The following is a 14,091-nucleotide window of genomic DNA, read 5'->3' as shown; positions in this document are numbered from 1 at the left end:
GACGATGCGAATTAAACATGCCAAGAAAATGCCTTTTATTTTGCTTGCATTGTTACCGGTAATGCATAGCCAGATTGCGTTTTCACAACAAACTCAAAGCACGCCACCAAATACTGCCCAACGTGCGGTCCAAGCTGCTGCTCAAGGTTCTGCTCAAGATGCTGTGCCTGCAGATGAACAAAGCGAATGGCAAAGCGACGGCTGGGAAAACGATGTATGGGATGAGAATGATTGGGCAGTAACTGAGTCAAACACGCTTACCTTCAGCGGCTTTGGCGAACTCGCCATTGGTAACAGAATGCAGCGCGACATGGCCCTTGATACGCAAAGTACATTGCGTGATGCACGGCTACAGCTTCGTGCAGACTATGCACTAAGTGCGTCGTCGCTTTCATCAAAAGTGGATGTTTTTTACGATGGGGTTAAAAAGCGCTGGCAAAGCCAAGTGAGAGAACTTGCGTGGCAGGGTAACTTACGTGAGTTATTACCACAGAGTATGGGAGGCAATGCTGCATGGGCTAATGCCTTTGATATGAAAATTGGCCGACAGGTACTCACTTGGGGCACAGGCGATTATGTTTTTCTAAACGATCTCTTTCCTAAAGACTACCAATCGTTTTTTTCCGGTCGCGATGACGAATACCTGAAAGCGCCCAGCACAGCGTTAAAGCTATCGGGCTATTTTGAACTGGCCAACATGGATGTGGTTTATATGCCACAGTTTGAGCCCGATATCGGTATAACCGGCGAGGTGTTTTCATTTTACAGCCCACAGGCTCAGCAAAATATTGCCCCAGCATTTAGTGTTGTTGATGAAAATCGCCCTACCAATCGAGAAATTGCACTGCGCGTTTATAAAACTGTATCAAGCATAGAGTTAGCGGCATATGGCTATGTGGGTTACAGCAAACAACCTACCGCGTTTGATGTGAGCGGTCGCCCTCGCTATAGCAAAATGAACGCGTATGGCGTGAGTGCAGTGGCTCCCATTGGTAGCGGAATAGCCAACGCCGAATACGTATTTTACAACAGCACAGAAGATACCGATGGTAGCAACCCGTTTATACCTAATGATCAAAGCCGTTTTCTTTTAGGTTACAGCCAAGAACTTGTGGCCAATGTTACCGCGGGTGTGCAGTGGTATACCGAGTATACCCATGATGCTGCAAGGCTAGATCGCACCATGGGCACATTGGAAACTCTACAAGAAAAATATCGTCATTGGGCTACGGCGCGCCTGACATGGATGGCCCTTCGTCAAACACTTAACGTAAATGGTTTTATTTTTTATTCCCCCAGCGATAATGACGCTTACCTAAAGGCAACCGTCACTTATTCGCCTACCGACAAATGGCAAATTCGAAGTGGCATTAACCTGTTTGGTGGTGACAATCCATTTACATTTTGGGGGCAGTTTGAAGATGCCAGCAATGCGTACGTAGCGTATCGCTATTTTTATTAACGTCAGTTTGAAAAGACTGTCAGGTCAATCGTTTGTGTTTCTGACAGCCACTACATGAGTAAAGTGAAGAGGAATTATCATGTCTCAAGAAAAAGCCCTTACCGCATTTGCAGGTTTTATGGTGTTACTGTCGGTGGCGCTTACCCACTTTGTGCACCCTAACTTCATGTGGTTTACCGTGTTTATCGGTGCCAATTTGTTCCAGCAAAGCTTTACAGGGTTTTGCCCAGCCACGCTTTTCTTTAAAAAGGTCTTAGGGCTTAAAAGCGAGCGCGAATTGGCAAATCAGTAGCAGGGCTCACCCAAGGCCCTTTAAAAATACTTATTAAAAATGCCCAGTAGAAGTGCCTAAATATAAAAGATACTCAGATATAAATGCTAACACCCGCAATTTAAAAGGGGTGTGCTATGGTAGTGCCATTGTTATATGCAATTTTTTTCAGAGCAATGCGAACTGACAGTATGAAAAAGTGGCTAGCACTATTGGCATTTTGGGGAGTATGTTCACCCAACACACTATTAGCAGATTGGTTTTGGGGCAATGCTAGCATTATGGGTACCAATATCGAGGTGCAAGTGTGGGCTGATAACAAAGCCCAAGGTGATGCCGCTATAAAATCCGTCTTCACTCAAATGGAGGCGGTTAACCAACTTATGAGCCCTTATATTGAAACGAGTCAGCTTGCCATGCTTAATCGCGAGGCAGCCCAGTACCCTGTAAAAGTCGATACCGCTTTGTTTGAACTTATCGAAAAAGCCAACACCTTTAGCGCGATGAGCCATGGTGCCTTTGATATTACCTTTGCTAGCGTTGGCTTTATGTACGACTATCGCAACCACGCAAAACCCGATCAAGACCGTATTAATAAGCAGCTTAACGCCGTAAATTATCGCCATATTTCGCTAGATAATGAAGAAAACACCGTTTTCTTTAATCATCCCGACGTTAAAATTGACCTTGGTGGTATAGGAAAAGGCTACGCAGTTGATAAGTCGATAGAAGCACTGATTGCGATGGGAATAGAGCATGCACTGGTTACTGCAGGAGGCGATACCCGCCTTCTAGGAGATAGACGCGGCAGACCTTGGGTGGTCGGTATTCGCGACCCGCGAAACGAAGATAAGCAAGCAGTAAGGTTACCCCTTGAGAGTATCGCCATTTCGACATCTGGCGATTATGAGCGTTATTTCGAAGAAGATGGCAACCGATACCATCATATTCTGTCACCTAAAACAGGCAAGTCAGTGTATGAAGTGCAGTCAGTGTCGATTATTGGTCCATCAAGTACGATCAACGATGCTCTTTCTACCACTGTATTTGTGTTGGGCGTGGTCGATGGTATTAATCTGATTAATACCTTTTCTGACTACGAAGCTATCATTTTAGATAATGAGCGAAAGCTACATTACTCTGCGGGATTAACGCAGTAAGAATGCAGCGTAAGAGTTCGTACGCGCTAAACCATAACGTATTTATTTCTTCCCGTAGCTTTAGCGTTGTATAGGGCTTTGTCGGCCAATTCAATAAGTGACTCACTTTTCGTACTTCGGGGGATGGTATGCACTATACCTAAACTCATGCTCACATACTGGCTAACTTCAGAGCGAGAATGCGCTATTTTGAGTGATTGAATATGATTGAGAAGCTTTTGTGCTGCGTGTTCGGCACCGCTTGCATCTGTGTCTGTCAATATAACTGCAAACTCTTCACCACCATAACGCGCGACAAAATCGCCTGCACGTTGAAACACCGTCTTCAGTGTCTGGCCAACCTGCTGCAGGCAACTGTCACCTTCAATATGGCCATAGGTGTCATTGTATTTTTTGAAAAAATCGATATCGCCGAGTATAAGCGTTATGGGTTTATTTGAACGTTTTGATCTGCGAATTTCTTTACTTAATGCTTTGTCAAAGGAGCGCCGGTTAGCTACCCCTGTTAGCCCGTCGGTTAGTGTTAGTTTCTTCAGCTTTTCGTTTGCTTGAACCAATTTTTGCGTTTTCTCTTCTACAATTTTTTCAAGCTGGTGCTGATATTTATAAAGTAGCGCCTCTTTTTCTTTGCGTTCAGTAATATCGATAAAGGTAACGACAACGCCCGTTACTTCTCCGTCAGACAAAATTGGGTTTGCAAAATACTCTATTGGGAAGAGTGTACCATCGGCTCTCACAAAATATTCGTCATCGCCATGACGAGGCTGCCCGTCTTGTAACGTGGCGTATATTGGGCATTGGTCTTTAGGATATTCAGAACCGTCTTCATGCTTATAATGCACCAATGTGTGATTGCACTTTCCCTTCAGGTGCCCGAGTTCTAATCCAACCATACGCGCTGCCGCATTATTAACAAAGGTGGTTTTTCCATCTAAGTCCAGACCGTAAATACCTTCTCCTGCGTGTGTGAGTATTAGTGATAACTCCTGTTGTACTTTGTATAGAATATTATCGTTTCGACTTCTTCCCATAAGTACCGCCTTATGCAGGAGCTATATGATGTACACACTAGCGCGCGTGGCTTAAATGCTAATGCAAGGAATGCAAACGCGTATGTTTAAAGGTTAGTTCAAACATACTTTTACGCCAAGTAATCCAGGTGGTGTTACAGAATGTGACCTAGGGAATAGAGAGAATTGAGAGTGGAAAGAAGGGGCTTACACACTTAAAGCCCCTTCATACTATAAAGGCAGATTAAATAGTGCCACTGACGATAGGCTCAAAGGCAGTTAGACTGTCCATTAACGCACTGTTACCCAATCCGTGATTAGGAAACATCGACGCAAATTGACCTTGTTCTCCATGCAGCGCTAAATAATTTAGAATAATGGTTTCAACCAGCAAGTTAACATTGTTTGCTGCTGGTGTTGACGCTGTTTCTACTGAACCGTCGCTGCGCATAAAGCCAAGCTGCTGATGCTGCGCCTGCATATCTGGCGTTGCGCCAATGAGTTGCGGTGCGCCGCCGGGGTTGTATACCAAGAAGAATGAGGCCGACGTTGATGAGTTATCACCCGTCCACACACCTTTGCCACGGCCGTTCTCTGAATCATCCACCATGCCGTTACTGAATACCGAGCCATCACTGCAGACATACATCATAAGCGGCATGCCCACTCGTGCTGCGTATTCTAAACATGCACCCATGCAGCGTCCCGCTCGGCGGTCGCGCACCTCACCGGTGGCGCGACTACCGTCGTGATAATCATATCCGCCCATTGTAATTGTGCCAGCACCGGCAAAGCCATTAATTACCAACTTCATAACAGACGCGGTTTTTCTAAACTCACCGTCACCGCTGAATTCTTCTTCACTGAATATGCCATCGCTGCCCACAATAACGGGGTCGAGTGCAGGGTCTAGTGTTGAAGGATCGCCAAATCGGTCGGCAATGTCAGCGCTTTTCACATAGCCACAGCGCACCATGTCTTTGACGACTTCGTCAGCAGTAATTTGTGTGTTGACGTTATTTAGCTTCATATCGCTAATACGCTGAATCGACTCCATTACAGCCACCGAGTCTTGCTGGCTTAATAAGCCAACTAAATCGCCAGTGTTTACAAGCCCAGTTACATCAGACGGTCTGTCAATTTTGGTGGGCCTTACGGCAGCATCAATCATGGCTGCCGGTGCCATTGAGTTACCGCCAGAGTCACTGTTGCGGCTGCCTATCAGGGTAAGTAGAGACCCATCGGCACCTGCGCGATTAATACCGTACATGGGGTTGTGCGGGTTGTTACCCGTATCGTTTTCTGAGCGTGCGGGAATGACAGCGCCATCAATGTTGGCGCGATTAGTTACGCTGACTTTATCGAGAATACCGTGCAAAAAAGCACTGTCGCTGTGAAACGCAAGGCCCAATTCGTTATTTACAAAATCAGATAGCCCAGTATCAGGATTAGCAATGGACGGCACCATATCACCCGGCAGGCCTTGGCGAGAATAGCCAGCGGTGCTCAAAAAGTCGAGTTGGCCGCCGCGACCACCTACCAGTACATTCGAGCCTGCTATATTCGCACCGCCTGCGAGATCAAAAACGATAAAGGGTATTTTTCCCGCGCCTTGTGACGCAATACCACAGGTTGCTTTTAAGGCTTCCAAATCGGCTGATAGCGTGGCGTGTGCCATTTTAGGGTTGGCAAATAGGCTCATTACAGAGCCCCCCATAACCGTGGCTGCCCCCGTACAAAAACCTTGTGCGATGAACTCGCGGCGACTCATCGGGCGGCCGTGATCAAGGTGATACAAAGGAGCATCTGCACTTGCTGCTTGCTTAGGGCGTTTCTTAAAAAAGTGTGATGTAAGTTTTGCCATAATTGTTGTCCTACTGTATCAGCATAGTGGCGCTGCCAAGCACGGCGGCACAACTTGCTTTAGTCACGGTGCGCGTATACTGCACGTCGCAGCTGTTAGCGTTTGCGCATTGCGTTAAGCGGTCAATGAGCTGCTCAACTTCACTGCGTACTAGAGCGGCATCGGCTTGAGTACCAATATCAGTGCCGAGCATTGTCGTAATAATGGGGTTGATGACGCCATCGCGAGCCGCGCCGTTAAACGCCGTACTTGCAGGTTGAGAGAAGTCAAATTGCGGAAAGTAGGCTTGGCGTAAGCTGTCACTTTCAACCAAGGTATCGCAGTATTTAATTGCAAGCTGAGTAACGGCCATTTGATTCGCCGCTAAGAAGCTGGTGATGTCGGTGACAGACGGCAGTTGTTGTTTCAACTGACTAAAGGTCTGGTTAACAGAGGGTGTACTCATCGGCACGGTAGTCATTGCTGACATGCTGGCGTTAATCTCAGCGAAGTGCTTGGTGCCAATATCAGGTTGTGCTTCGAGGTCTGCCGCTTCTGCAGGGGCCGGTGGTGTAGCCTCAACTCGAACATCAGTATTGTCACCTAGTACTTCAAAGGTCAAAAAGAACTCGTCTAGTTCTGGCCCTTTCTCTAAAGGAATAATGGTACCTTGTCGTGACAACAGTTGGCCTGACTGTGCCGAATAAGACGCTGCGTTAATCGAAGTACTAAGCGTTGAAAACACTTGTCCCGCGAAAGACTCTCTGCCATTTATGCCTATGCGAATACCTTCTATGGCAACGTCTGGAATCTGCGCATTACTATCAAGGGAAATAAAGAACGGCTCAGCAAAAAGGTAGCTGTAGCTATCAAACTGGCTTACCTCAAAAACAATATAGCTTTGTGGTACGTCAATAAGGTCACTAATGCCAAACAGCAAGAAGTATTGCTGGCCAACACCCGCATCGAAGTTTTTCGTAATTTCATCATCGGTTAATGTACGGTTGTGAACCGCAACCATACGCAGTGTACCTGCCCATGGAAAGTCGCCTGATACTTCGCTGCCCAGTACAAAAGCAAAGCTGTCATCCCAGTCAAGGAAGTTGCCACCCTCAACATCATCTATATCGTCAGTAAACGCGCCGTTAACGTAAATTCTACGACGGTTATTGGCGTCAATATTTACCACAACATGTTGTAAGGCCGCTTGTAAATCTTCATCGGCATCGGCAGTTGATAAGGCGGGTTCGCCATTTACATCGGTGTTTTCATTGCGTAGCAGCACATCATAATTGTATAGCGTTTGCCCTAGTGTGAAGTTGCGGCGGTCGCGCCCTCCCGAGTAGCTCACAATACGCGCTGGGCCTTCTTGAGTAACATTCGCTGGTGCTACCCAAGCTTCAATCGCAAATTCGCCACTACCTAGAATGAGATCATACAGTTTTCGGCTGTTGGTGGTGCTGCCTTGGGCTTTACCATTGGCAAACTGCACGCCGTAACCGCCTACCCAGTTGTAGCTGCCCGAGAGTGTCAAATCGAGTGCCGGATCTACGCCTGACGTGTCAAATGCCGTGTTCCCGCTACCGGTTTTAAATTCCCATTTTGCAATGACATATTGCTCGAATCGTCCGCCACCACTGGCTAGGGTTCCGTCAAATAACGATAGAGCATCAGAGTTAACAAGGTTTCCATCAAGCTCAGTGAGTTCAATATTGTCTGACATCTGTGCAATCGCCGCGCTAACGGCATTGCCATCTTGCTGGCAGTCACTCCAGCAATTGTGAAACTCATCGCGCAAACGCACCACAAAACGCGAATCGTCCGGTACGTCAAGGTTCATTCGGTCTTTTGCGGCTTCATAGGCTTCATCAATATCGCTCGATGAGAAGAAAGGCGAAATAGGAATGGTGGCACTATTGGTGTGACAGCTGGCGCAATGCGTTTGCAATATGGGATACACCGTATTCTCAAAAAGCGCAGGGCTCTCTGGAAAGTTTTTGGTCGAGCCCGGTGCTCTAGCAACAGGGGCTTGTAGCTCTATTTCGGTGGCTTGGTTTTGCGCATCAGAGTCACTAGCCCAATCGCTAATCCATGTCGTCATGATGTCGGCGCAAGCGCTGTCGCTGGTGAGCCAGCAGTTGTGGCCGCCAGCAACTTTGGTGACAAGCCGTGACTCACTTGGTTGTGCTAAATCTACCAAGGCGCCTGTATCGGCATAGGCTAAATTAATATCATCGTTACGCGCGAAAGTGGGCGTTTGTACACCTTGGGTATGACACGCGCCGCAGCGGTCGGCCGTGGCAATGTTATCCCATAATGCGCGTTTGAAATTGGCGACGTCATCGGTACTCGCTGCAGGTCCTGTGTAATTCACAACTGGCTGCTCGGTAGGGGGCGGTAACGGTGTAGATTGTACCTCTACATCGCTGCCTCCACATGCACTTAATGCTGTTACCAACGTTCCTATAGCAACGGCGCGAAGACCGTTATGGTTGAAGAGAAAGTGCGCCACAATTATTCTCCTTTGCAGTAGTTTGCCGCATCAGCAAACACAGACTTCATTTGATAGCCAGACGCTGCAAATTGAGATTGCATAGCGCTAATCTGAGTGCGATCGTCGCTGTCTTGAGGTTTGCGAAGGCACACTTCTTCAAACACTTTTGTAACTTGGCATTTTGCGAATTGCTGGCTATTCGCCAGTTCTTGTCCCATCGATTTAGCACCGTTCCCAGAACCCGGCAGGGCGTTTGACCAACCAAGATTAAAGTTGGGGCCTTCCCGCCAGTAGTTGTCCCAACCGTCATCAAGTGTCACAAAGCCGTGAATAAAGTTGTTGCTGTTAATGCGATACTTCTCTTGAACACGAGTACCCGTGACAGGATCTGTTTGACCTTGAGCGTTGTACTGCAGCGCGCCGCGTTCGCCGTCTGGGTCGTTGTCTACATCGTATTGATAGTTGTAGTAAGCAAACGCTTGGGCAAGAGGATCCATACCAGAGTGACAACTTACGCAGTTGTTGTGGAATAACCTACTATCGCCACCCGGGCTTCTGCTTACGTCTTGCCTAATGCGATCTGGTGCACGGGTTATATCGGCAACCCCTTCTAAGTCGGTGCACATATGGTTCATTAGAGTAAAACGAAACATGGCACGATTAGTTCCGTCTTTGAAAAAGGCTTTGGCGGCTGCACGGGTAGTCATAACACCTGCAGTAGCCTCTGCGGGTAGGCCGGTTGTTGCCGATTGTGTGGTGCTCACAAGGTGTGCATGTAAATCGGTTACGGCGTCTTCCATAGCCAAATAATGATCGTTATTGCTCGTGCTATAGGGTGGTAAGCCCAATGTGGGTGAGCCGACGTATAAAATGTCGCCGCTCAATACTTCGCGAAAATCAACATCGTCCCTCACCATGCCGATTACCGTTGCCATGTAATCATTGAGAGGCTCAAATTTATCGAACGCTTCATTGGTCCAGGGCGCTACCCACGTTTTCACCGTCACGTTGTAAAAAGCGGGATTTTCCATCGCTAGGTATGCTGCACTTCGGGCATCCCCAGCTTCGATATAGCTTTGCATAGTATTAAGCACAGTTTCAGAAGCAGGCACGCCTACAAGGCGTTCGTGCATACGTGCAGCTTGTTCTCGCGCGCCTGCGTTTGCATTAGCGCAAAATACAGTAGAAAGTGCGGCAGAAAGCCCTAACCCCCAAAGGGTGTGTTTGATACCGAACTGTAAAGCACGAGGCCTTAACGAACCTGATGGCCAAGCGGAATATAAAAAATTGGGTAACGGGGAAAAAAGGCTGAGAAAATTTCGCACGGTGTGTGATCCTGTCATTCGCAGTATGACAAATGAAACCAATCGCACCGTTACAGTTAAATACTCATAAAATGTTATAGGTCTTAAAACTTATAACTAAGTGTAAAGTGTCGCGGTTGATAAGTAGTGAAAAGCAAACCTTTAGGTGACAGCATTAAAAAAACCACAAACTGCGCTAAGTCTCTGAAACTTGGATAAAGTATCGGCTAATTTTCTTGTCTACTGTCTGGGATAAGCCCGCAGTAATGAGCAGCAGCGCGCTGTCACACCCATACCCTCGACTTTTTTCAGTCTGTTGTCGTTATTGCACCAAAAATTAGAAGTAAGTCATTCCTGTGTCTGTTACGTCAGGTATGAAAACGCATCCCCTTATATAACCTACAGTCTTGTGACATTTTGCTCTCAGTGAAATGCTGATATGGCTTAAAACCCTTTATCGCACCATTTTTACTCTGAGGTATGATGACAATGGTATTTAATTCACTACACAGCTCGACGAAAAAGTCAGCCCTTCGTGCAGTAGCGTTACTGCTAAGTGCTACTTTAGTGAGTGCGTGCGGTGAATCTGTGGTTTCTCAAAGTAACGAAGAGCCCGACCCGGTTGTTGTTGATATTCCCATCGCGTTTGTAAAACGTACCCTGCCTATTGATGAAGAAGGCATGCGCGTAGTCAACGATTTACGTAACCCTGCCGAGTTTGTACCAGGTGCAGCACTTTATATAAAAGCGCGCGCCGCGGTTAGCAGTGCTGAAATAAATATTACAGACCGCGCATTTAGCGATGGCGATACAGCACAAGATGCTGCGCCGCTATATGATGTAAAAGATATTGAAGTGTCGTACGACGGCACCAAACTGCTATTTGCCATGCGCGCACCTGAAATTGAAGGGGCAGATGAGGACGAGCAGCCCACTTGGAACATCTGGGAATACGACATTAGCACCGACGTGCTTCGCCGCGTTATTGCTTCTGATATTGTGGCCGAAGCAGGTGAAGACACTAGCCCTGTCTATCTTCCTGATGGACGCATTGTATTTAGCTCTACGAGACAGCGCACTAACCAAGCCATTTTAATCGATGAAGGCAAAGCGCAGTACTCTGCATTGGAAGAAAGCCTAAACGTAGAAGCATCGGTATTGCATGTAATGGATGCGAATGGCAGCGACATTACGCAGATTTCGTTTAACCAAAGCCATGATATTGACCCGTTAGTGATGCCAAACGGTAAAATCCTATTTACGCGTTGGGATCAGGCCGCTGGTGATAAAGGTATGCACCTGTATCAAATGAACCCAGACGGTAGCGAACTAGAAATTGTGTATGGTCGTCACAGCCATGAACTCAATGGAGATAATGTCCATTTTGTGAAAAGCCGCATTACGCCTGATGGCGACGTGTTGGCCGCTGTTCGTGAGTACACCCGCGATACACTAGGCGGAAATTACTATCGTATAGACGTACAACAGTATATTGATAGCAACACCCCAATCGCCTCTAGCGATAGCCTTTCTGAGCCGGGGCAAACTGCCGCGTTGTTCGACAATATTGATACCCATGCCCCTATTTCTGCTGGCGGTTATGTAGGCGCGCTATATCCGTTATTTGACGGCAGCAATCGTCAGTTATTTGCATGGAGTCAGTGCCGCGTTTACGACCCAGAGCAAGAAGTAGCGGAAGGTGAGACGCGTACTATTTTGCCGTGCAGCGACGCCTTGCTTGCCAATGAAAACATTGAAGCTGCACCATTGCTATATGGCCTATGGATGTACGACCCACAAACCAATACACAGCAAGTTATTGCGACTCCACAAGAGGGTGTTGCGTATACCGAGCTCGTGTCGATGGAGCAACGTGGGTTTCCCGCTGATTACACCCCCGGTGAAAACTACGATGATACGCTGGCAAGCGAAGGGCTTGGCCGTATTCATATTCGCAGTGTTTATGACTTTGCAGGTGATGATGTAACACCAAGTGGTATTGAGGTAATGGCTAACCCGAGTTTGACCGCTGCCAGTGAACGCCCAGTGCGCTTTGTACGTGTGGTAAAAAGTGTATCTATTCCCGATGAAGATGTCATTGATGTAGAGCGTAGTGATTTTGGTCCATCTCGCAATTTGTTGATGCGCGATATTATTGGTTATTCGACCGTTGAACCAGATGGTTCGGTTCTGCTTGATTTACCTGCGAATATTCCTCTGTCATTCGAGTTTCTTGATGTTAGAGGCAAGCGGGTTTTGCCACGCCACGACAATTGGGTGCAACTCGTTCCCGGTGAGGTTAAAACCTGTAATGGCTGTCATACGCAAGACAGTACGTTACCGCACGGGCGACTTGATGCCGAGTACCCGTCTATCAACTTAGGCGCACCGTCGACAGGTGTGGCTCACCCTGGTGCCAACCCTGCATTGTTTGCTGATATGGGTGAAACCATGGCGCAAACGAAAAGTCGCGTTTTAGGGGCAACGTATCCGTTGGCTGACATTCTCTATGAAGACGTATGGAGCAACCCTCAAAATACCCCTCTTTCTGATGCGTTCGCTTACGCTTACGGCGATATGCAATCGGCTATTCCTATCTCGCAAAGTTGCGCGCAAAACTGGACCAGCTTGTGCCGTATTACGATTAACTACCCAGACCATATACAGCCACTGTTTGAGGTTGACCGTCGCTCTTTTGATGATGCGGGTATGCTTGTAAGTGATACAACGTGTATCAGCTGTCACACGCCAACAGACAGTGACGGCGTTACCCAAGTACCCGCTGCGCAACTCGACTTAACAAACCAAGTGTCGCTTGATAATCCAGACCAACTTACGGGCTATCGCGAACTGCTTTTCACCGATGCTGAAGTTGAGTTAGTGGATGGCGTATTGCTAGATAGACTTGTAGAAGCTGTTGATGGTAACGGCAATCCTATTTTTGAAAGGGACGAGGATGGTGAATTGATCCTCGACCCTGAAGGCAATCCTATTGTTGTCATGGTGACAGTACCTGTTGCTCCCTCTGCTCGCGCGTCAAGTGCCTTGGCAAGCGAGCGGTTTTTCACTTTATTTGAAACGGGCTCACACGCCAATTGGCTAAGTGATGCTGAGTTGAAGTTAATGGCCGAATGGTTAGACCTAGGTGCCCAATACTACAACAATCCGTTTGATGCGCCGCAGGACTAAGTACATGAAATTGGTTGCAGCGGTGTTAACAGTACTTATTTCGACATGCTTGTGTGCGTTAGGTGGCGATGCAAAAGCAGACGAGCTTGTTGTGAAAGTAGTTGAGCCTTATGCCGACATGCATACAGGGCCCGCTCAAGCCTTTCCTATTTTTCACGCCATCAAAAAAGATGAAGTGATTACCGTGCTGAAATCGCATACGGGGTGGTACAAAGTGCGTACGTCTGATGGCAAAGAAGGTTGGATTGCCAAAACATCACTTGCGGCCACGCTACATTTAGATAATGCAGAGGTGTTGATCGCGCAAAGTAATTTTGAAGGCTATCAGCATCGTACATGGGAATTTGGTGTTCACGCTGGCAAATTGAAAGATGTAACTGCTATGTCCATCAGTGCCGCATGGGTGCTCACCGACAATATCGCCGCTGAAATTAGTGCCACGCAAGCACTAGGCGACTTCTCTGATAACAGAATGTGGCTTGTTCGCGTTCAACATTACACCTTTCCAGAGTGGCGTTTATCGCCCTACTTCAGTCTAGGTGCCGGACAAATCCGAACTGAACCTAGCGCTACGCTTGTGCAAAGCGGTGCTGAGTCAAGAACGAATGACCTCCTCGAAGTAGGAGTGGGTGCGCGTTATTACCTACAAAACAACTTTGTAGTTCGCGCGGAATACAAACGCTTAACGGCATTAACCGAGCGTGACGAATTTGAGGAGTTGAATCTATGGACGTTAGGTCTATCCGTCTTCTTTTGATGAGCTTTACCGCTTTAGTGGTATCAGTTGGTGCCGTTGCACAGCAAGGCCCCATTATCGAGCCAAACCTTGAACGTCGCGATATACGCGAAGCCGACATTGACAGTGAAAACGTCGAAATTGGCGTGTTTGCAGGTCAGGTGAGTATTGAAGACTTCTCCAGTTCATCGATTGTTGGCGTCAGTTTGGGTTATCACATTACTGAGAATATCTTCGCTGAAGCAACGTATGCACAAGCTGATGCCGGCGAGACAAGCTTTGAGATCCTCTCTGGTGGTGCGCCATTTCTCACTGAAGAACAACGCGAATACCGTTATTACGACTTATCAGTGGGTTACAACTTTAATGGAGAACTCTTTGTTACTCAAAATACGGTTTTTAATACCGACTTTTTTGTCACTGTAGGCGGCGGTAGCACCGACTTTGGAGGCGAAAGTCAATTTACATTGAGTTTGGGCGCGGGATATCGCGTGCTTATTACCGATTACTTTGCACTGCGTTTAGACGTGCGCGATCGTATCTTCAACAGTGAGATTATTGGTGAAGAGAAAGACACTCACAACATTCAGTACACCCTAGGTGCGACTTACTTTTTCTGAGT

At 47.3% G+C, this 14,091-nt stretch carries 10 protein-coding genes; 6 read left to right on the top strand and 4 right to left on the bottom strand.

Annotation, left to right across the window (positions count from 1 at the left end):
* The first annotated feature begins 4 nt into the window (after nucleotides 1–4).
* The 3 genes from JN178_RS18785 (at nucleotide 5) to JN178_RS18775 (ending at nucleotide 2,893) form a co-directional block, all read left to right on the top strand.
* A complete protein-coding gene (locus JN178_RS18785) occupies nucleotides 5–1,462 on the top strand; it encodes a hypothetical protein (protein WP_202262822.1) in 1,458 nt (485 codons plus the stop codon).
* Nucleotides 1,463–1,541: 79 nt separating this feature from the next.
* A complete protein-coding gene (locus tag JN178_RS18780) occupies nucleotides 1,542–1,754 on the top strand; it encodes a YgaP family membrane protein (RefSeq protein WP_202262821.1) in 213 nt (70 codons plus the stop codon).
* A 116-nt stretch (nucleotides 1,755–1,870) separates the two neighbouring features.
* Nucleotides 1,871–2,893, top strand: a complete 1,023-nt coding sequence (locus JN178_RS18775) for an FAD:protein FMN transferase (RefSeq protein ID WP_232369625.1) — start codon at nucleotides 1,871–1,873, stop codon at nucleotides 2,891–2,893.
* Nucleotides 2,894–2,919: 26 nt separating this feature from the next.
* Here the strand turns inward: JN178_RS18775 and JN178_RS18770 are convergent, their stop codons facing one another.
* The 4 genes from JN178_RS18770 to JN178_RS18755 all read right to left on the bottom strand — a co-directional run bounded on the left by JN178_RS18770 (nucleotide 2,920) and on the right by JN178_RS18755 (nucleotide 9,565).
* Nucleotides 2,920–3,924 (bottom strand): sensor domain-containing diguanylate cyclase, encoded by a 1,005-nt coding sequence (locus tag JN178_RS18770; protein ID WP_202262820.1) that lies wholly within the window; start codon nucleotides 3,922–3,924, stop codon nucleotides 2,920–2,922.
* A gap of 223 nt (nucleotides 3,925–4,147) precedes the next feature.
* A complete protein-coding gene (locus JN178_RS18765) occupies nucleotides 4,148–5,767 on the bottom strand; it encodes a general secretion pathway protein GspF (RefSeq protein WP_202262819.1) in 1,620 nt (539 codons plus the stop codon).
* 10 nt (nucleotides 5,768–5,777) lie between these two features.
* Nucleotides 5,778–8,258 carry a LamG domain-containing protein gene (locus tag JN178_RS18760; protein WP_232369624.1) on the bottom strand — a complete coding sequence of 827 codons (2,481 nt, stop codon included), beginning with the start codon at nucleotides 8,256–8,258 and terminating at the stop codon, nucleotides 5,778–5,780.
* A gap of 2 nt (nucleotides 8,259–8,260) precedes the next feature.
* Nucleotides 8,261–9,565 carry a hypothetical protein gene (locus tag JN178_RS18755; RefSeq protein ID WP_232369623.1) on the bottom strand — a complete coding sequence of 435 codons (1,305 nt, stop codon included), beginning with the start codon at nucleotides 9,563–9,565 and terminating at the stop codon, nucleotides 8,261–8,263.
* Between the two features lie 468 nt (nucleotides 9,566–10,033).
* On the opposite strand from JN178_RS18755, the gene JN178_RS18750 reads away from it, so the two are divergent.
* Genes JN178_RS18750 through JN178_RS18740 form a run of 3 tightly spaced genes read left to right on the top strand, consistent with a single transcriptional unit; the run spans nucleotide 10,034 to nucleotide 14,089 of the window.
* Nucleotides 10,034–12,733 (top strand): PD40 domain-containing protein, encoded by a 2,700-nt coding sequence (locus tag JN178_RS18750; protein ID WP_202262818.1) that lies wholly within the window; start codon nucleotides 10,034–10,036, stop codon nucleotides 12,731–12,733.
* Between the two features lie 4 nt (nucleotides 12,734–12,737).
* Nucleotides 12,738–13,490 (top strand): SH3 domain-containing protein, encoded by a 753-nt coding sequence (locus tag JN178_RS18745; RefSeq protein ID WP_232369622.1) that lies wholly within the window; start codon nucleotides 12,738–12,740, stop codon nucleotides 13,488–13,490.
* On the top strand, nucleotides 13,460–14,089 hold the full coding sequence (locus JN178_RS18740; RefSeq protein WP_202262816.1) for an outer membrane beta-barrel domain-containing protein: 630 nt from the start codon (nucleotides 13,460–13,462) through the stop codon (nucleotides 14,087–14,089). Before JN178_RS18745 ends, JN178_RS18740 begins: the two co-directional genes overlap by 31 nt.
* The last annotated feature ends 2 nt before the right edge of the window (nucleotides 14,090–14,091 follow it).

The sequence above is a fragment of the Alteromonas sp. KC3 genome (assembly GCF_016756315.1).
GTDB lineage: Bacteria > Pseudomonadota > Gammaproteobacteria > Enterobacterales > Alteromonadaceae > Alteromonas.
Note: the sequence above shows the minus strand (reverse complement) of the source record. Positions and strands in the feature narration are given on the sequence as shown.

Excerpts from the sequence above, each read along its gene's own strand:
- JN178_RS18765 (WP_202262819.1), bottom strand. The coding sequence starts at position 5,767 with ATGGCAAAACTTACATCACACTTTTTTAAGAAACGCCCTAAGCAAGCA.
- JN178_RS18780 (WP_202262821.1), top strand. The coding sequence starts at position 1,542 with ATGTCTCAAGAAAAAGCCCTTACCGCATTTGCAGGTTTTATGGTGTTA.
- JN178_RS18750 (WP_202262818.1), top strand. The coding sequence starts at position 10,034 with ATGGTATTTAATTCACTACACAGCTCGACGAAAAAGTCAGCCCTTCGT.
- JN178_RS18775 (WP_232369625.1), top strand. The coding sequence starts at position 1,871 with ATGGTAGTGCCATTGTTATATGCAATTTTTTTCAGAGCAATGCGAACT.
- JN178_RS18745 (WP_232369622.1), top strand. The coding sequence starts at position 12,738 with ATGAAATTGGTTGCAGCGGTGTTAACAGTACTTATTTCGACATGCTTG.
- JN178_RS18770 (WP_202262820.1), bottom strand. The coding sequence starts at position 3,924 with ATGGGAAGAAGTCGAAACGATAATATTCTATACAAAGTACAACAGGAG.
- JN178_RS18785 (WP_202262822.1), top strand. The coding sequence starts at position 5 with ATGCGAATTAAACATGCCAAGAAAATGCCTTTTATTTTGCTTGCATTG.
- JN178_RS18740 (WP_202262816.1), top strand. The coding sequence starts at position 13,460 with ATGGACGTTAGGTCTATCCGTCTTCTTTTGATGAGCTTTACCGCTTTA.